General features: G+C 65.7%; 23 protein-coding genes. 22 read left to right on the top strand and 1 reads right to left on the bottom strand.

Annotated elements, in window-relative coordinates:
- Positions 1-87: 87 nt before the first annotated feature.
- Genes MUU56_RS16660 through MUU56_RS16615 form a run of 10 tightly spaced genes read left to right on the top strand, consistent with a single transcriptional unit; the run spans position 88 to position 7,130 of the window.
- Positions 88-819 carry a TIGR02594 family protein gene (locus MUU56_RS16660; RefSeq protein ID WP_244768401.1) on the top strand — a complete coding sequence of 244 codons (732 nt, stop codon included), beginning with the start codon at positions 88-90 and terminating at the stop codon, positions 817-819.
- Positions 816-1,103, top strand: coding sequence for an NAD(P)+ transhydrogenase beta chain (locus MUU56_RS16655; RefSeq protein WP_244768400.1), 288 nt, complete (start codon positions 816-818; stop codon positions 1,101-1,103). Before MUU56_RS16660 ends, MUU56_RS16655 begins: the two co-directional genes overlap by 4 nt.
- Positions 1,100-1,462: a hypothetical protein gene (locus MUU56_RS16650; RefSeq protein ID WP_244768399.1), complete on the top strand. Its 363-nt coding sequence runs from the start codon at positions 1,100-1,102 to the stop codon at positions 1,460-1,462. Before MUU56_RS16655 ends, MUU56_RS16650 begins: the two co-directional genes overlap by 4 nt.
- On the top strand, positions 1,395-1,676 hold the full coding sequence (locus MUU56_RS16645; protein WP_244768398.1) for a hypothetical protein: 282 nt from the start codon (positions 1,395-1,397) through the stop codon (positions 1,674-1,676). Before MUU56_RS16650 ends, MUU56_RS16645 begins: the two co-directional genes overlap by 68 nt.
- Entirely contained in the window at positions 1,676-2,005 is a 330-nt protein-coding gene (locus tag MUU56_RS16640) for a DUF2730 family protein (protein ID WP_244768397.1), read from the top strand. The genes MUU56_RS16645 and MUU56_RS16640 overlap by 1 nt, the downstream gene beginning before the upstream one ends.
- Positions 2,002-2,301: a hypothetical protein gene (locus MUU56_RS16635; protein ID WP_244768396.1), complete on the top strand. Its 300-nt coding sequence runs from the start codon at positions 2,002-2,004 to the stop codon at positions 2,299-2,301. Before MUU56_RS16640 ends, MUU56_RS16635 begins: the two co-directional genes overlap by 4 nt.
- Before the next feature lies 1 nt (position 2,302).
- Positions 2,303-2,887 (top strand): phage protein Gp27 family protein, encoded by a 585-nt coding sequence (locus MUU56_RS16630; protein ID WP_244768395.1) that lies wholly within the window; start codon positions 2,303-2,305, stop codon positions 2,885-2,887.
- The gene (locus MUU56_RS16625) at positions 2,884-4,221 is read left to right on the top strand and encodes a terminase large subunit domain-containing protein (RefSeq protein WP_244768394.1); all 1,338 of its coding nucleotides are present in this window, start codon (positions 2,884-2,886) and stop codon (positions 4,219-4,221) included. The genes MUU56_RS16630 and MUU56_RS16625 overlap by 4 nt, the downstream gene beginning before the upstream one ends.
- Positions 4,215-5,879, top strand: a complete 1,665-nt coding sequence (locus MUU56_RS16620; protein WP_244768393.1) for a DUF935 domain-containing protein — start codon at positions 4,215-4,217, stop codon at positions 5,877-5,879. Before MUU56_RS16625 ends, MUU56_RS16620 begins: the two co-directional genes overlap by 7 nt.
- Before the next feature lie 3 nt (positions 5,880-5,882).
- Complete coding sequence (locus MUU56_RS16615; RefSeq protein ID WP_244768392.1) at positions 5,883-7,130, top strand: phage head morphogenesis protein; 1,248 nt, start codon at positions 5,883-5,885, stop codon at positions 7,128-7,130.
- Between the two features lie 110 nt (positions 7,131-7,240).
- On the opposite strand, the gene MUU56_RS16610 is transcribed toward MUU56_RS16615, so the two are convergent.
- Positions 7,241-7,699 (bottom strand): hypothetical protein, encoded by a 459-nt coding sequence (locus MUU56_RS16610; protein WP_244768391.1) that lies wholly within the window; start codon positions 7,697-7,699, stop codon positions 7,241-7,243.
- 261 nt (positions 7,700-7,960) lie between these two features.
- Here MUU56_RS16610 and MUU56_RS16605 point away from each other — a divergent pair, with 261 nt between their 5' ends.
- The 12 genes from MUU56_RS16605 (at position 7,961) to MUU56_RS16550 (ending at position 18,708) form a co-directional block, all read left to right on the top strand.
- A complete protein-coding gene (locus tag MUU56_RS16605) occupies positions 7,961-8,965 on the top strand; it encodes a phage protease (protein WP_244768390.1) in 1,005 nt (334 codons plus the stop codon).
- A gap of 18 nt (positions 8,966-8,983) precedes the next feature.
- The gene (locus tag MUU56_RS16600; protein WP_244768389.1) at positions 8,984-9,388 is read left to right on the top strand and encodes a hypothetical protein; all 405 of its coding nucleotides are present in this window, start codon (positions 8,984-8,986) and stop codon (positions 9,386-9,388) included.
- Positions 9,389-9,411: 23 nt separating this feature from the next.
- Positions 9,412-10,308, top strand: coding sequence for a Mu-like prophage major head subunit gpT family protein (locus tag MUU56_RS16595; protein ID WP_244768388.1), 897 nt, complete (start codon positions 9,412-9,414; stop codon positions 10,306-10,308).
- A gap of 120 nt (positions 10,309-10,428) precedes the next feature.
- The gene (locus MUU56_RS16590) at positions 10,429-10,686 is read left to right on the top strand and encodes a hypothetical protein (RefSeq protein ID WP_244768387.1); all 258 of its coding nucleotides are present in this window, start codon (positions 10,429-10,431) and stop codon (positions 10,684-10,686) included.
- Between the two features lie 261 nt (positions 10,687-10,947).
- Entirely contained in the window at positions 10,948-11,406 is a 459-nt protein-coding gene (locus MUU56_RS16585; RefSeq protein ID WP_244768386.1) for a gp436 family protein, read from the top strand.
- The gene (locus MUU56_RS16580) at positions 11,406-11,885 is read left to right on the top strand and encodes a phage virion morphogenesis protein (protein ID WP_244768385.1); all 480 of its coding nucleotides are present in this window, start codon (positions 11,406-11,408) and stop codon (positions 11,883-11,885) included. The genes MUU56_RS16585 and MUU56_RS16580 overlap by 1 nt, the downstream gene beginning before the upstream one ends.
- Positions 11,882-12,505 carry a hypothetical protein gene (locus MUU56_RS16575; RefSeq protein WP_244768384.1) on the top strand — a complete coding sequence of 208 codons (624 nt, stop codon included), beginning with the start codon at positions 11,882-11,884 and terminating at the stop codon, positions 12,503-12,505. Before MUU56_RS16580 ends, MUU56_RS16575 begins: the two co-directional genes overlap by 4 nt.
- Entirely contained in the window at positions 12,498-13,010 is a 513-nt protein-coding gene (locus MUU56_RS16570; RefSeq protein ID WP_244768383.1) for a phage baseplate assembly protein V, read from the top strand. The genes MUU56_RS16575 and MUU56_RS16570 overlap by 8 nt, the downstream gene beginning before the upstream one ends.
- 11 nt (positions 13,011-13,021) lie before the next feature.
- Positions 13,022-13,249: a hypothetical protein gene (locus tag MUU56_RS16565; RefSeq protein ID WP_244768382.1), complete on the top strand. Its 228-nt coding sequence runs from the start codon at positions 13,022-13,024 to the stop codon at positions 13,247-13,249.
- Positions 13,250-13,262: 13 nt separating this feature from the next.
- Positions 13,263-13,661, top strand: a complete 399-nt coding sequence (locus MUU56_RS16560; protein WP_244768381.1) for a GPW/gp25 family protein — start codon at positions 13,263-13,265, stop codon at positions 13,659-13,661.
- Positions 13,662-13,663: 2 nt separating this feature from the next.
- Positions 13,664-14,671, top strand: coding sequence for a baseplate assembly protein (locus MUU56_RS16555; protein WP_244768380.1), 1,008 nt, complete (start codon positions 13,664-13,666; stop codon positions 14,669-14,671).
- Positions 14,668-18,708 carry an SGNH/GDSL hydrolase family protein gene (locus MUU56_RS16550; protein WP_244768379.1) on the top strand — a complete coding sequence of 1,347 codons (4,041 nt, stop codon included), beginning with the start codon at positions 14,668-14,670 and terminating at the stop codon, positions 18,706-18,708. The genes MUU56_RS16555 and MUU56_RS16550 overlap by 4 nt, the downstream gene beginning before the upstream one ends.
- The last annotated feature ends 8 nt before the right edge of the window (positions 18,709-18,716 follow it).

Raw genomic sequence — 18,716 nt, 5'->3', positions numbered from 1 at the left:
CCTGCAACTCCCCCAACGCTCACCATAGTCCGACCAGATCGCCGGAACGATTTCCGGTTGTTTTCATCTGATCCGGGGGCGTTTCCTTTGAGCACCATCAGCTTTGACAAATGGGTCATCACGCGCCTGCTCGCCCATGGCGCCTATGCCGGCAAGGCGGACGATGCGCCCGGCCGCATGATGATCGAGGGCCTCAAGCGTTTCCAGGCGGCCGAGGGCCTGAAAATCACCGGCACGGCGAACGAAGCCACGGTCGCCGCCCTGCGCCGTTCGTCGGCCGCGCCGAACGCAACGTTGCTGATTGCGCCCGAGCCGCCGACCGAACCCATCTGGATGCGCGAGGCCCGCCGCTACCTCGGCCTGCGGGAGATCGTCGGGAAGGGATCGAACTCCACCATCATGTCCTGGGCGAAACGCCTCGGCGGATGGGTGGCGAGCTTCTACAGCGACGACGATATCCCGTGGTGCGGCCTTGCGCTCGCCGCCTGGGTCGCGGTGACGCTGCCCCAGGAGGCGCTGCCCTCAAATCCGCTCGGCGCGCTCAACTGGCGGACCTTCGGCATTTCGCTTCCCGCGCCCTCGGTCGGCGCGATCCTCGTCTTCAAGCGGCCGGGTGGCGGGCATGTCGGCCTCTACGTCGGCGAGGACGCCACGCACTACTATGTGCTCGGCGGCAACCAGAGCAACAGCGTCTCCATCACGCGCATCGAGCGGTCGCGCCTGGTCGCGATCCGCTATCCGAAGACCGGCGGCAACCCGATCGGCGGGCGCGTGCACCTGTCGGCAAAGGGCGTGCCGGTGACGAAGGACGAGGCATGAAGGACGGCCCGGCCTACAACACCACCAAGCGGCAGATCTGGTTTTCCTTCGGCCTCGGCTGGCTGGTCATCCTCCTGCTGATCGTCGGCGGGCTTCGCGGATCTCGCGAAGCGGTGGATCTTGCCGGCATCACGATCCCGTCGATGATCCTGCTCATTGCGGCCATGCTCGGCATCCATCGCTACACGGGGTCGATGGACTTTCGGGCGATGCAGGATCGAGCCCCGGCCAGCGTCGAGCCACCGTATCGCGCGCGCGACGAACCGACGGGAGAGGTCCAGTGATTGCCGCACTACAAGGGCGGGCAGCGCAGGCCCTGATCGGTCTCGCGCTGCTCGTCGGCCTCCTGCTCGCCGCCTGGCTTGTTCTGGATAGGCTCGACACGATGATCGAGCGCGCCGAGAAGGCCGCGATCGAGAAGCGGGACGCCCACTGGACCGCCGAGATCGAGCGCGGAAACGCCGAGGCCAACCGCCGCATCGCCGACCAGGCGAAAGCGGCGCTTGCCATCGAAACCGACGCCAACGCCCGTATCCGGGCCGTCGAAAACCAACTTGCCAGCCTGGAGACTGCGAATGCGGCCCTGCCACATGGCGATGCTTGCGGCCTCGGCCGTGATCGCGTCCGCCTGCTCCCACACTGAGCCCAAGCCCGTCGTGCGCATCGTGCGGGCGCAGGTAACGCTGCCCGAAAGCGCACGCCTTGCCTGTCCGCACCCCATAGCGCTGCCCGACCGGGACATGACCTCGGGCGAGGTCACCGTGAAATGGGGCGCCGATCGCGCGGCGCTTTTGACATGTGAAACCAGGCGGGCGGCTGCGGTCGCGGCCGTCGATGCTGCCGGAGAAGACCGTTGATGGACTTGTCGATACTCATGCCGTGGATCGGCGCCGCCCTGTCCATCATCGCCCTCGGCACCCAGCTCAAGGCCATTATCTCGTCCGGCGAGCGAAAGCTGGAGGAGCGGGTCACCAAGGTGGAGCTGAAGCTGATCGAGCATGATCGTCGCGTCCAGACGGTCGAGAGCGAGATGAAGCACCTGCCCGACCGGGAGACCGCCCACAGTCTCCAGATCAGCATGGAACGCATTGCCGGCCGGCTCGACACGATGGACGAGCGGCTGCGCCCAATCGCTGCCACCAATCACCGTTTGCAGGAATATCTGCTGGAGCAGGCCAAGAAATGAGCATCGAGAACATAATCCAGGAAGAAGCTCGGCTCATCATCCTGAAGGAGCTGAAGCGCCAGTCGAACCGATCGCTCACCTCCGAAGCGATGCGGCGCTACCTACTGCGTAGCTTCCTCATCGACAAGCCGCGCGAATGGGTCGAAAGCCAGTACTTTTTCTTGCGCGATATGGGCGCCGTCGATGTGATCCCGGCCGGCACGGTCGCGATCGCACAGCTGACGGAACGCGGCGACCTCTTCCTTCAGGGGCTCGCCTTCATTGCGGGTGTCCAGTCCCCGTCCGCGAGGGCGTGACATGGCGGAGGATCGCCGTGGCCGTGGGCGGCTCGACAGTCTGGAGCTGCTGCCCGAGGAGGCACAGGACGATGTGATCTGGGCGGTCGGCCAGCTCAACGAGCGCCGTCGATCGACGGCCGACATCCTCTTCGAGCTGAACGACCGGCTCGACGTGAAAGGCATCGCGCCGATCTCGAAGTCCGCCTTCTACCGCCGATCGGCCCGGCTCGCCAAACGTGTCATGCAGCTTGAGGAGCGGCGCTATATCTACGCCGGCATCGCCGAAAAGCTGACACCGGAGGAAATCGGTCGAAACGATGTCGTGCTCGGCGAATTCCTGAAAACGCTTATCGACGATCTCCTGGACAGGGAGGAGGCCGACAGCAAAAGCGCGATGGAACTGGCGCGCGCCTACAAGGATACCATCGTCGCCCAGCGGCATTCGGCCGAGCACCGCCGCAAGGCCGAGGAGGAGGCGAAGACCAAGCTGCTCAAGGCCGTCGATGCTGCTGCCGGTGTCGCCGGTGTAGAGGGCGAGAAGCCGGACGGCCTCGCCGTCATCAAGAAGATCCGCGAAGAAGTCTACGGGATTTTCGATGAATGAAGCCCGCCGTCCCGCTCTATCGCTACCAGCGAAAATGGTTCCTTGATCGCCCGCGCTTCAAGATCGGCATGTTTTCCCGCCAGACGGGGAAGACATTCACGACCGGTCTGGAGATTGTCGATGATGGCTATGTCGCCGCCGCCCAGGGCCGGCGCTCGCCCTGGGTGATCCTGTCCCGTGGCGAGCGCCAGGCGCGCGAGGCCATGAACGAAGCCATCAAGCCGCATGCCAAAGCCTACGGCCTGGTCTTCGAGGAGCACGAATACGACTGGCAGGGCGAGAGCGGAACCCACAAGGCCATGGAGGTCATCCTGCCCCATGGCAACAGCATCCTTGCCTTGCCGGCCAACCCCGATACGGCGCGCGGCTTTTCCCGCAACGTGTTTCTCGACGAGTTCGCCATCCACAAGGATAGCCGCGAAATCTGGGGGGCGCTCTTCCCGGTCATCTCGAAAGGCTGGAAGATCCGCGTCACGTCCACCCCGAAGGGCAAGGGCAACAAGTTCTACGAGCTGATGACGGCGAGCGACCAGACTTGGTCGCGTCATAGCGTCGATATCTACCAGGCCGTCGCCGATGGCCTGCCGCGCAATATCGAGGAGCTGCGCGCCGGTCTTGCCGACGACGAACTCTGGGCGCAGGAGTTCGAGTTGCAGTGGCTCGACGAGGCAAGCGCCTGGCTGTCCTACGATCTCATCAATTCGGTCGAGGACGAGCTTGCCGGCGATCCGTCATTGTACCAGGGCAATGTCTGCTTCGTCGGCCGCGACATCGGCCGGCGCAACGACCTGCATGTCATCTGGGTTTGGGAAAAGGTCGGCGATGTCCTTTGGTGTCGGGAGATCATCGAGCAGAAGCGCGCGACCTTCCTCGAAATGGACATGGCCTTCGACGAGGTCATGCGCAAGTACCGCGTCGGCCGCGCCTGTATCGACCAGACGGGCATGGGCGAGAAGGTTGTTGAGGACGCCCAGCGCCGCTACGGCAGCGTCATCGAGGGCGTGTTGTTCACCGGCCCGAACAAGCTCGTGATGGCCAATTCCGGCAAGGACGCTTTCGAGGATCGCAAGGTGCGGATCCCGGAGGGCAATCTCGCCCTGCGGTCCGATCTGCACAAGCTGCGCCGTGTCGCCTCCGCGACAGGTGCGCCACGCTTTGTCGCCGAGCGCGACGACGATCACGCCGACCGCACCTGGGCAGCGTTCCTCGGCATTCATGCCGCCAGCGATGGCGCGGTCATCTACGATTATCAACCTGCATCGTCCCTCGGCCACAACAACGGCCCGCCGCTCGACGATGACGACGAGAATGAATACGGGAGGCGGCATTGGTAAGCTCGCGCACATCATCCATCCTCGGGCCGGATGGGCGGCCGATCGTCGTGTCCGTCCTGGCGGAGGAGATCGCCACGCCGACCGTCGCCGGCGTCCGGCGCACGCACGAAGACCGTGTCGCCTCCGGCCTCACGCCAGAGCGCCTCGGCACCATCCTGCGCGATGCCGCCGAGGGCAATGCCCGCGCCTATCTCACGCTCGCCGAGGAGATGGAGGAGCGTTATCTGCACTATGCCTCGCAGCTCCAGACGCGCCGGCTCGCCATCGAGAGCGTCGACGTCACGCTTTCCTCCGACAAGGTGCCGACGAAAATCACCGATGCCGTGGGCGAGCTGATCGACGACGACGGTTTCAAAGAGGCGAAGGGCACGCTGCCCGATGGCATCAACAACGGGTACGCCTGCGTCGAAATGATGTGGGAATACGAGCGGAAGTACCTGCGGCCCGTCGAATACCTGGATCGCGATGCGCGCTTCTTCCAGATGGAACGGCTGGGCTTGCGCCAGCTTCGCCTTGCCGTCGACGGCTCCATCGAGGGCGAGGAGCTGCCGGAGGCAAAGTTCCTGCGCCATATGCCGCGCACAAAGCTCGGACTGCCCCTGCGCCGCGGCATGGCCCGTCCGGCCGCCTGGGCCTACCTCATCCAGCAGTTCACGTTGCAGGACTGGGCGGCGTTTTCCGAAGTCTACGGCATGCCGCTGCGCGTCGGCAAATACAATGCCAGTGCCAGCTCGGCCGACAAGCGCACGCTGCTGAAAGCGGTTGCGTCGATTGCCAACGACGCCGCCGCGATTATCCCGGCCGGGATGGACATCGAGTTCCACGAGGTGAACGGGGCGAACGGCGCCGCCGTCTTCGGCGGGCTCCTGGAATATATCGACAAGCAGATCTCGAAGCTCGTCGTCGGCCAGACCATGACCAGCGACGACGGCTCCTCGCTCGGCCAGGCGAAGATCCACAACGAGGTGCGGCTCGATATCCTGCGCGCCGATTGCCGCCAGCTTGCCATCACGATCAACCGCGATCTGATCAAGCCGTTCGTCGATCTCAATTTCGGACCGCAGGAGCACTATCCGTTCGTCGAGTTGCCGGTGCCTGACCCGGAAGACGTGAAGGCCCTTTCGGACAGCCTCGGCGTTCTGGTGCCGCTCGGCCTGCGCGTCAGCCAAAACGAGATCCGCGAAAAGCTGGGCCTCTCCGACCCCAAGGCCGACGAAGAAATCCTGAAGAAGGCCGAGCCCGCCGCCGAGCCACCGCCACCAGCCGATGCCGGCAAGCCCGCGAAGCAGCCGCCGGCGAACGATGACGAACCCCGGCCCGAAGACGAGGGCAGGATGAAGACGGCAGCGCTGTCCGCGATCGTTTCGGATCACAAGCGCGCCTGCCGGTGCGGCGCCTGCACCGCGCTGCTGGCGGCCGAGGCCGGCGAGCCGGATGCGCTCGACCAGGTCGAGCAGCTCTTCACCGCCGCCATGGACGATTGGGAGGAGGTCGTTTCGCCGATCGTCAATCCGATCGCCGATATCGTCGCCAACGCCGCGTCCTTCGAAGAGGCTTTGAGCATGCTTAAAGCGGCCGGGCCGGACGCCTCGAAGATGGGCGAGCGCCTGGCGCGCCTGGCCGCCATCGCACGCGGCATCGGCGATATCGCGGACTGACCGATGGCGGAGCGGGCCAATCGATTTGCCTATCCGCCCGAGGTCACGGGCTATTTCAAGAACAAGACCGTCAGGCCGGCCTTCTCCTATCTCGACGTGTGGGCGGAAGAGCATGCCTACACGATGACCGTTGCCAAGACGACGGAGCTGGAGGTCACCAACGCCTTTCACCGGACGATCGGCCAGGCCTTCGACGAGGGCAAGGGCTTCGACAACTGGAAACCGCTGATCCAGGCGGAGTTGACCAAGCTCGGCTGGTGGCAGCCGCGCATGGTGTCCGACCCGTCCGGCATCGATCCCGACCGGATGGTGAACTTCTCCTCCGACCGTCGCCTGAAGACGATCTTCTGGTCGAACATGAATTCGGCACGGTCGGCAGGTCAGTGGGAGCGCGCGCAGCGATCGAAGCGCGCCCTGCCGTATGTGCTCTACATGCGCACCACGTCGGGCGATCCGCGCGTGGAGCACCTCCAATGGGTCGGCCTCATCCTGCCGATCGACCATCCGTTCTGGCGGACCCACTGGCCGCCGAACGGCTGGCTCTGCAAGTGCCAGGTGCGCATGATCTCGGCGCGCGAGGCACAGGCGCTGCTCGGGACCGAGCGCGTCATCGGCAAGAATGCCGAAGGCGAGGACATCAAGATCCGCTATACGGACAGCCCGCCGGATCTCGGCCCCGATCGCCAGCACCGCAACCGGCGCACCGGCGAGGTGACGATGGTGCCGCCCGGCATCGATGCCGGCTGGCACACAAATCCCGGCCTTGCCCGCTCGACGACGCTGATCCGCAATCTCGAAACCCAGCTTGACGCGGCGCCCGAGACGGACGCCACCCGCGTGCTGAAGGAGCTTTGGGACGATGCTTATCTTCGGCTTGCGCCGCGCCTGCCGCAGAAGGTCTGGTTGCCGGCCGGGGTTTCGAAGGAACTGGCGCAGGAGCTGGGCGCCAAGAGCGCGGTGATATCCGTCACGTCGGAGACGATCGCCGAGCGCATCGACCGGCACAAGCTCGCCGTCGACGACTTCGCCGTCTTCCCGGAGCTGCTGGCCGAAGGCCTTCCTCTTCCCGATCCGCGCGGCAAGAGCAACGTGCGCGCCATCATCCGGCGCATCGGCAAGGCGTGGTGGCGGGCTTTCGTGACCTTGTCCGAAACCGGCTACCTGCGGGCGACGAGCCTGCACCAGAAGTCGGAGAAGGAATTGCGCAACGCCGTCGAGCGTGCGGGCATGACATGGCCGGGGGAAGAATGAGGCGCGGCAGGGAGGGACCGCATCCCGGCCTGTCCGGGCTCCCTCCAACGGGCAATCGAGGCCAACGGACTTCGCCGCCGCGCTCCTCACATCATAGTCTATGGCCGCCGTCAGGGCAAACGAACCTGAATGCCGAGGTTCTTAAAGAGGGTGCGCGCCTGGGCATCGGCCATCGTGCGGCCGATGTCGTCGAGGAATTGTGGACCGCAATAGATACTCATTTCGTTGGCGTCGTCGGCGTCGGCGTCCAGATGGCCACTGTTGACGATCACGACGCGCCAGGCACAGCCGAGAATGGGGTTCGTTCGAACCGTATTGCCGAAGGGGCTCTTGCAGCCGGTGCTCAGGCAATAGGCGACGTTCCGCTGTCCCTGATAGTCGCCGGCCGTGGCAGCGTCATAATCCCGCTTCCATTCCTGCTTCAGGCCTTCGCACAGGGGCGCGTCTTTCTCTCCCGTGCAGTCAGAGGGGAGCGCGAGGTAGTCGGCCGCCGGCTTCCATGGTGTTTCCCCAGCCTCGACCAGGCTCACACATCCACATGCGATAATCGCCGCCAGAACCGCCCTCATACGCGTCTCCCATACCTCTCAAGCCCGATCAAAATAGACGCCCCACACAGGCGCGCAAGCACCCCGTCTGCGACGATGTATCCCGCAGAGGCCAGATGCGCGCCCACGGGCTTCAAAACGGCTTCAAATTTGATGATAGGATTGCGTCGAGCGGTGCGGTCGGCGTAGAAACGAGGCCGAAGCGGCTCCCATGATCTTCGACCGCCGTGGCTGACAGTTGTCAGCCCCAACGCCTCATGCGGCTCTGGCAAGGATTGCCGCATGATTTCGAAGAGCGCAACCCACGACGGCATCTCCTGCCTTGCCGGCGAGCCGGCCGGTCTTCCCAGCACGATGACTGGTATGACCGTACTCGATGCATTCGCGGCCGACCCCGATGCGGCGTCGGCCAAACGCGGGCCGGAATGGATCAAGCTGGCGCCGCGCGGCAAGTTCACGGCGCGCGACGGCCGTGTCTTCGACGTCGATCCCGAGCTGCTCGCATCCCGCTTCGACAGGGAAGGTATCGACCTGCCCATCGACATCGACCATGCCACCGTGAAGAAGGCCCTGTTCGGCGAGAGCGCACCGGCGGTCGGATGGATATCGAAGCTGGAGGGACGCGCGGATGGCCTCTACGGCAAGGCGGAATGGCTCGACGAGGGTCTGCGCGTCCTCGCCGCCCGCACGCACCGCTACATTTCCCCCACATGGAAGGCGGACGACGCCGGCAAGGTGACGTGGCTGCATTCGGCCGCGCTCGTCGCCGCTCCCGCCGCCTCCATGCCGGCCGTCGCCTCGGCCGATCTTTCTGCAACCCCGGAGAAACCCATGTTGAAAGCCATTGCCGCCGCCCTCGGCCTGTCCGAGGACGCCGCCGAGACGTCGTGCCTGTCCGCCATCTCCAACCTCAAGGCCCGTATCGATCCGGCCGTCCACAACCAGGCGCTCGACCAGGTCAAGACGCTGACCGCCGAACTGGAGGCGAGGAATACCGCCGATCATAAGGCCAGGGTCGAGGCGCTGCTCGGCGGCGCCCTGGAGAAAAAGAAGATTAGCCCCGCTCAGCGCGAACGCTACGAGGCACTCTGCGCCACGCCCGAGGGCCTCGCCCAGGTCACGGCGCTCATCGAGACCCTTGGCGCGGGCCTTGCCCCTTCCGGCCTCGACGAAAGGCGCGCGCCCGGTGACGTCGCCACCCTCTCGGCCGAGGACCGCACGGTCATGCGCGCGCTCGGCCTCTCCGAAGAGGACTACCGTAAAGCCAATGGCCTGACGGCCGCCTGACCGACGCAAGGAGCGATCATGACTGCAATGAGCGAAGCGCGCACCATCGTCGAGATCGTGCCGGACTACTCCGATCCGCCCATGAAGGGCGCCACAACCATTCTCCAGGGCGCCCTTGTCGTCATGGAGAGCGGCCTTGCCGTACCGGGTAAGACCGCGACCGGCCTGACGGTGATCGGCCTCGCGCGCCAGACGGTGAAGAACGCCGGCGCCGATGGCGCGGCGACCGTGCCCTGCAAGCGCGGGACAGCGCGCTTCTTCAACCTCGGCGCCGACGCGGTGGTGGCCGGCGATATCGGCAAGGACTGCTACATCGTCGATGACCAGACGGTTGCGAAGACCAACGGGACCAACACCCGCTCGGTCGCCGGCAAGGTCATCGCCGTCGATGGCGCCGGCGTGTTCGTCCGCGTCGGCTACTAACCCCTTTCAGGAAAGGATCGCATATGTCCCGCGTTCTCACGGCGGAAAAGCTCGACGCAGCAAGGCGCGGCTTCAAGACCGCCTTCCAACTCGGCTTGACGTCGACCTCCGCCATCTACCAGTCATTGGCAACCGTCATCACGTCCGATGCGCCGGAGGAGCTGTATGGCTGGCTTGGGTCCATCCCTAAGATGCGCGAATGGATCGGCGCCCGTCACATCCACGGTCTGACGGAGAAGGCATACTCCATCAAGAACCGCAAATTCGAACTGACGGTCTCGGTCTCCGCCGACGACATCTTCTATGACCGGCTCGGCATCTACAGGCCACGCTTCGAGATGCTCGGCAATTCGGTCGCCCTGCATCCCGACGAAACGGTAATGGAACTCATCGCCGCAGGTGCATCGGTTCCCTGCTTCGACGGCCAGAACTTCTTCGACACCGACCATCCGGTGGGCCGGCCGGGCGCCGTGACGTCGGTATCGAACTATGCGTCAGGCGGTTCCGACCTGTGGATCCTTGCCGATCTCTCCAAGCCCCTGAAGCCGTGGATCTACCAGAAGGTCGGCGAACAGAACTTCATCAACAAGGAGGACGGCAAGACCTCCGACCACGTCTTCATGCACGACGAGTACGTCTATGGTGCGGATGTGCGCGGCGCGGTCGGCTGCGGCTTCTGGCAGATGGCCTACGGGTCGACGCAAGCCCTCGACGCCACGAACCTGAAGGCGGCCTACCAGGCCATGAAAGCCTTGACGGACGATGAAGGCCGGAAGCTCAAGATCCAGCCGACGCACCTGCTCGTTGGCAACACCAATCTGTTCAAGGCGCGCGAGATCCTGCTCTCCGAGACGATCGGCGGTTCGACGAACACGATCCGCAACCTCGTGCAGGTCATGGAACTGCCGCTGCTCAACTGATCCCGGGAGCGACCGCTACGGCGGCCGCAAACTGCCGGCGGGCTTCCTCCTCCCGCCCGCCGGCGGTTTTCAGACAAGCGGCGACACCGCCGTTTCTCTGAGAACCGACAGGAGACCCTCATGGCCCCGAAGACCTCCGCCAAGCCCGAAGACATGTCGCTCGTCGCTCGTCGCGTCATCGTCGTCACCGCTCCGGCCGGCCCGCGCCGCCGCGCCGGCTATGGCTTCGGCCCGCACGAAACCAAGTTCTACGAAGGCGACATTGCCGAAGACGAGTTGGAGACGCTCGTCACCGCATGGCGCGCCGATCCGATGCTCAAGATTGACTTCCGTATGGAAGAGGTGCCGGCGCCTGCGAAGGAAGACGCGGGAGAATAAGGAATACCCCAGGGGAGGTCTGATCCGGCTCGCGAGGCCGTCAGCACCCATCGACCCGCCCGGCCGGCGGATAGGGGACGTTGCGAACGTAGGGGCCAAGCCCGCCTCCCACCCTTTTGCATCCGGCCGAAGACTGAAATCCGAGCGGGGAGCGCCGCGAGTGGTGGAAGCCGGCAACTTTAGCCGGTCAGCAAACCCGAAGCCCCGCCGATGGAAGCGATGCCATCGGACGAACAGCGGCATAGAACACGCGAGGAGAGCATGACCGTTTACGCCACCATCGCCGAGCTTGAGGCCCGTCACCGCGACCAGCTCACGCTGATCGCCGCCGACGAGCAGACGGGCGTGCGCGACGATGTGCGGATCACGGCCGGGCTTGCGGACGCCTCGATCGAGATCCGCGCCATCCTCGCCGCGCGCTATGCGCCGTCCGAACTCGCCGGCCTCGACGCCGACAGCCTAGCCGTCCTTCGCATCTATTGCATGGACATCGCCTTCTACCGGATCGCGCTCGCCTTCTCGCGGCTCACGGACGAGATCCGCGAACGCCGCGACCAGGCGATCAAGCGCCTGGAGGCCATCGCCGCCGGCAAGGGCGCGCTGACGACGATCGCCGGCGCAGGTGCCGGCGCCGGCGATGGCGGCGAGGTCGGCCAGAACGAAGTGATCGTCGTGGCGCCCGAGCGCGTGTTCACGCGCGAACGTTTGGGGCGCATCTGATGAGCGGCATCTCCATCGAGATCGATGTCAGCGATTTCCGGGGCGTCTTCCGTCGGCTGGAGCCCATCTTCAATTTCGAGCCGGCGGAGCTGATGACGACGCTCGGCGCGCTCGGCGACAGCCAGACGCGCCGCCGCATCGCCGAAGAGAAGACCGCTCCGGACGGCACGCCCTGGAAGGAAAACCGGGAGGGCACGTCCATCCTCATGAAAACCGGCCAGCACCTGCTCGCCTCGTGCGCGTGGACCGCCTCGGCCGACGAAGCCGAATGGGGCGCAGCCTGGGAATACGCCCATGTCCACCAGGACGGCATGACCATTATTCCGAAAAACAAAGAGCGCCTCGCCTTCACGGTCGGCGGCATCCAGGTCTTCGCCAAGGAAGTCACCATCCCGGCGCGTCCCTTCGTCGGCCTGTCCGCCGAGAACATCACCGAGATCATCGACGTCGTGACGGATCATTTCGGGGTGGCGCAATGATCCCGGTTTCCCTCGATCAGATGCTCACGGTCGATCCGGTCGCCGGCTTGCAGGCTGCGATCGTCACGACGGTCAAGACGCTGCTCACGGGCGTCACCGTCGCCAAGCATCCCGGCAAGGTCGACCTGTCGGAGCTGGTCGCCAAGACCGTCGTGCCGGCGCCGGGCATCGGGATCGGATGGTCGCGGATCCGCACCGCCGGGATGGCGGACGGCTCCTATGGCCTGGCCGTCGAATGGGTGGCCTATATCGTCGCGGAAGCCCGTGTCGTCGGCATGAAGCGTGTCGAGAAGGAAGTGGTCGGCATCGCGATCGGCACGCGGCTGCTCGCCATCCTCAGCGACAACGAGGCCTCCTTCTGGGGGCGGGCCGCGCTGATGCCGGTTTCGGAAACGCCAGCACCGGAGCTGAAGCCGCTCTTCACCGTGAAGGACGCTTCACAAGGCACCGCCTACTATACCGTCACTTGGACGCAAGTCCTGCCCGACGTCGGTCATACCTATTTCCCGCAGCACAAGGGCACGGTCGACGCGGAGAACGGCTCGATCAACTACGACGATCCGGCATGGATCGACGCGATCACGCCCTTCCTGGCCGGCGAGGTGGTCGACGATGCGTAGCCTTGCCGCTCTCGAAGCCCGCCGCGCGCGCAACGCCCTTGCCATGGCCGAACGCCGCATCGCCCTGATGCATCTGCCGGGCAAGGTCGCCGAGAAGGACCCGGAGAAGCGGTTGCTGCGCCTGAAGATCGGCGAGACCAGCGACGGCCAGCCGATCCTCGGGCCCTGGTCGCGCTGGCAGGAGGCCGGCGCCGGCGGCTTCAAGATCCATTCCGAACCCGACATCGACGAACAGATGGTCCTGACGAGCTTCTCGGGCACGGTCGGCGCCGCGTCGATCGCGATGCCGGCAACCTACGACCAGGACCATGACGCGCCGTCCCAGTCCTCCGATACCACCGTCATGCAACGCGGCGGCGGACGAATGGAAATCGGGCCGGACGGCATCAAGGTCATCGGCAATTTTCGCGCCGAGGGCGGCGCCTTCACCCACAACGACAAGAACGTGGGGTCCGACCACGGCCACGTTTCCGCGCCCCCCGGCCCCCCCGGTCCACCTGTCTGAAAGGAACGATGATGGCGAAGCAACCCAAGCCCGGTCGGGATGCCCCTCCGACCTCCGAGCCCCGAAACGGCAAAGACGAACGCATCGTCTACGAGGTCACGGACAAGGCACCGCCCTATGTCGCCGGCCGCCGGCTGAACGGCGCTGCCGAGATTGCGCTCTTCGAAGACGAGGCACGCGCTGAGCTGCTCGCCGGGCACATCCGGCCGAAGGGCATGCCGCGGCAAGGCGACGCTTGAAGAGGCTTTGAACATGGTTGGAGCGATCCGTTACAGGGCAGGCATCGACGCGGTGACGGGCAATCCGATCACCGGCGTGCCCCATCTCGTCCAGTCGCTCGGCCGGATCTGGATGACGCGGCTCGAGGAGATGGTGATGCTCCTCGACTTCGGGTCGAACCTGCGAGGCCTCCTCGCCGAGGACATCGAGCCGGGCCTCGCTCTCGACATATATAATGAGATGGTCGCCTCTGCGGCCCGCTGGGAGCCGGAATACGAGATCACGAGCCTCCAGCTCGTCAAGGTCACGCAGGACGGCACGCTCGGCATCCGCCATGCGGGGATCTACTATCCCGAAGGCCGGCTCGGAAACTACGACATCGCGATCCCGCTGACCGTCCCGCCGACATCGCTTGGCCGGGGAGGTGCATGACCATGCGGTTTGTCGACCTCGATCTCTCCCGCCTGCCGATGCCCGATGCCGTCGAAGCCATCGACTACGACGCGCGCGCCGCCGAACGCATCGCCGAGCTGAAAGCCCGCCTCAACGACAAGGGCATTGCCTGGAACGTCGAGGACCTGAAGACCGATACGCTGGTGGCCACCGAACGGCATGCGACGAAATTCGACATGCTGCTGCGGAACCGCGTGAACGATGCGGCGCTCGCGACCACGCTGGCCTTTGCCAGGAAGAAGGATCTGGAGCACAAGGCCGCCGAGATGGGTGTGGTCCGCCAGGTCATCGTGCCGGCCGATCCGACCGCCAACCCGCCGGTAGAAGCGGTGATGGAAGACGATGAAAGCCTGCGCCGTCGCCGGCAGCTCGTCATCGAGGCGTTTTCGACCGCTGGCCCCGAAGGCGCGTACATGTTTTTCGCGCTCTCGGCGCATCCTCATGCGCTCGATGCGGCGATCTACGATCCGCACAGCGGCCTGTGCGAGGACGGTGAGGTACTCTGCGTCATCGCCTCGTCGCAGGGCGACGGCGTGCCGGCAGATGTTATCCTCGACAGCATCGCGGATACGCTGGACGCCCGCACAATCAGATATGCCGTGACAGCCGAGCGGACCCGGGCGATCACCCGCCGGCAGAAAATCCGTCCTCTGACCGACAAGGTGATCGTCGAGACATGCTCGACGCTGGATTACACGCTCTCGATCGTCCTCAAGATCGCCCACGGCCCGGCGCCGGAAGCCGTCGTCGCCGAGGCCCGTAAGCGCCTCGACGCCTACATCGCCTCGCGCCGGCAGATCGGCCGCATCATCTCCGACACCGCCATAGCGGCCGCCGTCCACGTCGCCGATGCCTCTGGCGTCGCCCTGGTCGATGACGCCGACATCGTCGCGACGGTGGCCGGCGATCCTGTTTCCGACGTCGTGCCTGGCCCGAAGCAACTGGCCCGATGCACCGAGGTCGCCGTGACCTATGAGATCCTGACATGACGAACCAGCATCTGCCGACCGACGTGAAAGAGGCTCCTTATGTGGACAGCCTCGAAGAAACCGAACTGTTCGTGTTGTTCCAGGGCCTCTTGCACCGGTTGCGGAACGGCAACCTTCAGGCATTCATCAGCGATGAGCTTGCCCGCCGCGTTGAAGCCGGTCTCGATCCGATCATGGACGGGCTGGCGGGGAAGCCGAATGCGACGGACCTTGCCGCCGTCGCCACGTCGGGGAGCTATGTCGACCTTACGAACAGGCCGGCACTCGGCACGGCTGCCTATCAGGACGTCGGCGCGTTTCCGAACTTCGCGGACTTCGCCGCCCTCGCGGCGGCGGTCGCCACCGGCACCCGGAACTATGACACCCTTCTTCTCGCCAACGCCGATCTTGCGAGCATCGACGAGGGCGGCGGCGTCAACATCCTGGATGACGGCAGCAACAACGGCTACTGGGTGAAACAGTCCGGCGCGCTCGTCAAGAAAAGCAATGCGAGCCTTGCCGGCATGGCGACTGACATCGTCGGCATGAAGGTCGTCGAAGCCGCTGCGCTCACCGTGATGGCTGCGGTCGGCCTGACCGCCCGGCCGTCCGGCACGTCGTGGGTGGTGTCGTGGACCAGCGCCGCCGGCATCTACCTCAACCAGATCGTCAGTGTCGCAGCGCTGGCCGAAACCACGCTGCCGGCGACCGAATGCATCTACATCGATCTGACGACGGCCTCGCCCTACACGCCCGTCAAGGCCTTCGCCTCGTCGCTGCTGCGCGGCGACTTCGCGGCGGGCCGCAAGCTGTGCCTCCTCTACAACGGGTCTCCCGGCGCGCTCTCCGGCGCTCTTGCCGCGCAGGTCCGTGCGGCGACGGTGACCGATCCGCTGAAGATGAATGCCGGCAGGAACTATCCTCTTCGCCAGGCCACGCGCAATGGCTTGACCTCCACCTCCGCGCCGCAAGGCTTTCTGGATGCGCTCCTCGGCGTGCGGGTGGAAGGGGCCATTCCGGGTGAGGTCTACCAGTTGTCGTGGTACGCCAACGGGCAGGCCGATTTCGGCGGCGACGACTGGATCATCCGGGCATTCGACGCCGCCGCGATGCCGACGAGCAACGCCCCGATCAACCTCGTGGTGCGGTCCGACGGTCCGCAGCCGCATATCGACCCGCTCGGCGGCATCCAGACGATCCGCATCGTCCCGTCGAACCGCCAGGACATGGCGTTCGTGCTGACCATCGATGCCGGCAAGCTGCCGGCGGCGGGGACGCCCATCGATGCGTCATCGTCGGCCGCCTTGCCGGGCTGGTCGTGGATCATCGATCCGTCGTGCTACAGTCGCTCCCCGGCCGACACCGCCCTGATCGCCGAGCTTTCCGGCACGCCGAACATCGTCCCGAACCCGTGCCTCGCCTCCGCTCTCCCGTCGCCGCGCCTGACGTCGGCTGCGGTCATCGCGGCGGCGGAGGCTCCGCTGGCTGCGCATTTCATCGAGCGGGCTTATGAAGCCGGGACCGGCGGCGTCGCCTTCTTCGAGCTGGTCGACATCGCCGCCGACCCGGCTCCGCGTGTCGCGCACATCTGCGTCTACGCCTGGTCGGAGACCGGCAGCAACTGGCCGTCGCTAGTCCAGGTTCATCGCTACCTCGCCGGCGTGTCGCAGGGCGCCATCGCCCTCTCCACCGTCGAGCAGCTGGGGCCGAACCTCCGCCTCCTGGCCGGCACCATGGCCATCCCCGCGGGGACGGCCGGTGAACTCCGGATCGGCGTTCCGACCGGCGGGATGGTGGCCGGGTCTCGCGCGCAGGTCGGGGGCTTCGAGGCCTTCCTGTTTTCCAGGCCGGTGTCCTGGCACAGGGTTCCGCGCGATCGGTGGTCCGATCAGTACAAGGGGGCCAACATCGCCACCGCCCTAGCCACGATCCGCCAGGAAAAGGCCGTCGGCGTCTTGCGGATCGCGGCGCGCGCCTTGCGCGCCTCCGTCGCCGGCTCCTCCATCACATGGGGACAGGGCTGGCTCGGGCAGAACTCCTATGTCGGGCAGATCGAGGACTACCTGCGCACGGTACTCGCCACGACGAAACTGCCCGCCGACATGGTGTTTTCCGGGACCAACGCCTCCATCAGCAACCCGCTGTTCTACAAGGGGGCGGCCCGGGCGTTGGAGGGCGTCAATTCGGAAGTCAGCTTCACCTTGGATGGTGACGAGCTGAGCCTGTGCATCGCGCGGGAGCGCGGCAATGTCGGTGCGGCCCGCGTGGAGCTGTATGTCGACAATGTCCTGCACGACACGTTCTCGACCTTCAACGCCGAGCCCTATGGCACCGGCGAGGCCTTCGCCTTCACCGGAGACGGCACGACGCGCCAGTTCGACCTCGGCCGCGCCTTCACGTTCAACCACACGCTGACCGTCGCAGGCGACGCGAAGACCGTCGTGATGAACACGCAGGGCTCCGGGGCATCCATCCCTGGCGGAACCGACGCCATGGTCATCCGCAAGTTGGTCAATGTGAGCGGCCATCCGGAGGTGCATCACTTCCTGTGGTTCGCGGTTGCCCCGGCAGACGGTGCGGCGATCGCCGGCACCTACGACTACGGCGAGAGCATCACCTATGTCCGCAACACGGTCGGGCAGACGGCCCGGGCGCTCACCTCTGCGAACGAAAGCGCCTTCGGAGACGGCAACGTCGCCTTCGATCCGTCGATCCCGGCCGCCGTGTCGTCCGGTCTCAACTTCCGTGAGAGCGATGCCCGGTCCGTCAAGTCCTGGCATTTCGACAGCGCGGCGAGCCGGACGATCCGGCTCAAGATCGTCGCGCTCGATCCGCGTGGCAGCGGGACGCCGAAGCTGATCATCAACTTCGCGACGAACCGCATGCACCATATCCAGAACGCCGGCATCGGCGGATGGACGGCGGCGCGCTTGCTTACCGATACGGGCCTCAACGGCTTGCAACAGGTCATCGACTTCGCACCGGACATCCTGCTGCTCGAAAGCTGCACCAACGACGATTGGCAGGTCGGCGTTCATCGCGCCTGGCGCGCGCGCACCGGCCTCAATGACGCGACGGTGCGGGCGGACAGCGCCGCGTTCATCCGGACCTTGTCCTATGGCGGCTCGACCTACTCCATGGATGACGTCCGGATCCCGATCGCCGCGATCACCTCGACGTCGCTCGACCTCGACATGAGCGGCGTCACGGCGGTGATCGTTCCGGGCGATGTCGTCACAGTCGGCAACTTCGCGGCCGGCGACAACCGCTGCCTGGTCTCGCGCCTCGTCAAGACGTGGGACAGCGGCGCCGGCCGGATCACCTGGGACAAGCCGCTCATGGCCTCCGAACTGGCGCATGTGCGGTCGCTGTCCGAACTGGTCGGCGCATTCGCCATGGTGCGGGGCGCACCGGACTGGGTCGAGGATCTCGAAACGATCATCGACGACATGCGCGCGATCGATCCGGCCATCGAGGTCGCCCTTGCGACCGGCGGCATCCCGAATGCCCGCCGGCGGCGGCTTGAGGGGTATCGCGAGCTGGCGATGGATGTCGCGAGCCGCCAAGGCTGCGGTTTCGTCGACTTCTACCGCCGTACGCGCGACTGGCAGTTTAGCCAGCCCCGCACCGCGCAGCGCTACATCGGCGCCGGTCAGGCCACGGCGTCAACCGGAGCGGCGAGCTATCCGCTCTACAACACGGACGGCAGCCCGGCGACGGATGCGGACGGCACGCTCAACCTCGCGCGTCACTGGTCCGTCCTTGTCGACGGCGTCGAGCGCATCAACCGGGGCTGCTACGTTGCCGGCGGCCCGAAGACGGGATGGGCGAGCGGCGTTGCGACGATGACGCTGGCCAACGTCAGCATCGTGTCCGACCGCTACACGCTGGTGTTCACCGATGACGTGCCCGGGGTGGGCGCGACCATCGTCGTCAAGCGCGCGGCGGACAAATGGTCCTCCGATGATTGCCATCCGAACCTTTACGGCATGGCGGTCATGGGGCGCGAGGCGCTGGCATTTGTAGAGCCGGCGGCGCTTGAGGCGGCTTCGGCGTAGAGAGCGGG

Source organism: Shinella yambaruensis, assembly GCF_022899355.1.
In the GTDB taxonomy this organism is placed as follows: Bacteria; Pseudomonadota; Alphaproteobacteria; order Rhizobiales; family Rhizobiaceae; genus Shinella; species Shinella yambaruensis.
The sequence above is the reverse complement of the archived record's forward strand: the minus strand, read 5'-3'. Positions and strand labels throughout refer to the sequence as shown.

Excerpts from the sequence above, each read along its gene's own strand:
- MUU56_RS16655 (WP_244768400.1), top strand. The coding sequence starts at position 816 with ATGAAGGACGGCCCGGCCTACAACACCACCAAGCGGCAGATCTGGTTT.
- MUU56_RS16645 (WP_244768398.1), top strand. The coding sequence starts at position 1,395 with ATGCGGCCCTGCCACATGGCGATGCTTGCGGCCTCGGCCGTGATCGCG.
- MUU56_RS16640 (WP_244768397.1), top strand. The coding sequence starts at position 1,676 with ATGGACTTGTCGATACTCATGCCGTGGATCGGCGCCGCCCTGTCCATC.
- MUU56_RS16635 (WP_244768396.1), top strand. The coding sequence starts at position 2,002 with ATGAGCATCGAGAACATAATCCAGGAAGAAGCTCGGCTCATCATCCTG.
- MUU56_RS16630 (WP_244768395.1), top strand. The coding sequence starts at position 2,303 with ATGGCGGAGGATCGCCGTGGCCGTGGGCGGCTCGACAGTCTGGAGCTG.
- MUU56_RS16625 (WP_244768394.1), top strand. The coding sequence starts at position 2,884 with ATGAAGCCCGCCGTCCCGCTCTATCGCTACCAGCGAAAATGGTTCCTT.
- MUU56_RS16615 (WP_244768392.1), top strand. The coding sequence starts at position 5,883 with ATGGCGGAGCGGGCCAATCGATTTGCCTATCCGCCCGAGGTCACGGGC.
- MUU56_RS16610 (WP_244768391.1), bottom strand. The coding sequence starts at position 7,699 with ATGAGGGCGGTTCTGGCGGCGATTATCGCATGTGGATGTGTGAGCCTG.
- MUU56_RS16605 (WP_244768390.1), top strand. The coding sequence starts at position 7,961 with ATGATTTCGAAGAGCGCAACCCACGACGGCATCTCCTGCCTTGCCGGC.
- MUU56_RS16600 (WP_244768389.1), top strand. The coding sequence starts at position 8,984 with ATGACTGCAATGAGCGAAGCGCGCACCATCGTCGAGATCGTGCCGGAC.
- MUU56_RS16595 (WP_244768388.1), top strand. The coding sequence starts at position 9,412 with ATGTCCCGCGTTCTCACGGCGGAAAAGCTCGACGCAGCAAGGCGCGGC.
- MUU56_RS16590 (WP_244768387.1), top strand. The coding sequence starts at position 10,429 with ATGGCCCCGAAGACCTCCGCCAAGCCCGAAGACATGTCGCTCGTCGCT.
- MUU56_RS16585 (WP_244768386.1), top strand. The coding sequence starts at position 10,948 with ATGACCGTTTACGCCACCATCGCCGAGCTTGAGGCCCGTCACCGCGAC.
- MUU56_RS16580 (WP_244768385.1), top strand. The coding sequence starts at position 11,406 with ATGAGCGGCATCTCCATCGAGATCGATGTCAGCGATTTCCGGGGCGTC.
- MUU56_RS16575 (WP_244768384.1), top strand. The coding sequence starts at position 11,882 with ATGATCCCGGTTTCCCTCGATCAGATGCTCACGGTCGATCCGGTCGCC.
- MUU56_RS16570 (WP_244768383.1), top strand. The coding sequence starts at position 12,498 with ATGCGTAGCCTTGCCGCTCTCGAAGCCCGCCGCGCGCGCAACGCCCTT.
- MUU56_RS16565 (WP_244768382.1), top strand. The coding sequence starts at position 13,022 with ATGGCGAAGCAACCCAAGCCCGGTCGGGATGCCCCTCCGACCTCCGAG.
- MUU56_RS16560 (WP_244768381.1), top strand. The coding sequence starts at position 13,263 with ATGGTTGGAGCGATCCGTTACAGGGCAGGCATCGACGCGGTGACGGGC.
- MUU56_RS16555 (WP_244768380.1), top strand. The coding sequence starts at position 13,664 with ATGCGGTTTGTCGACCTCGATCTCTCCCGCCTGCCGATGCCCGATGCC.
- MUU56_RS16550 (WP_244768379.1), top strand. The coding sequence starts at position 14,668 with ATGACGAACCAGCATCTGCCGACCGACGTGAAAGAGGCTCCTTATGTG.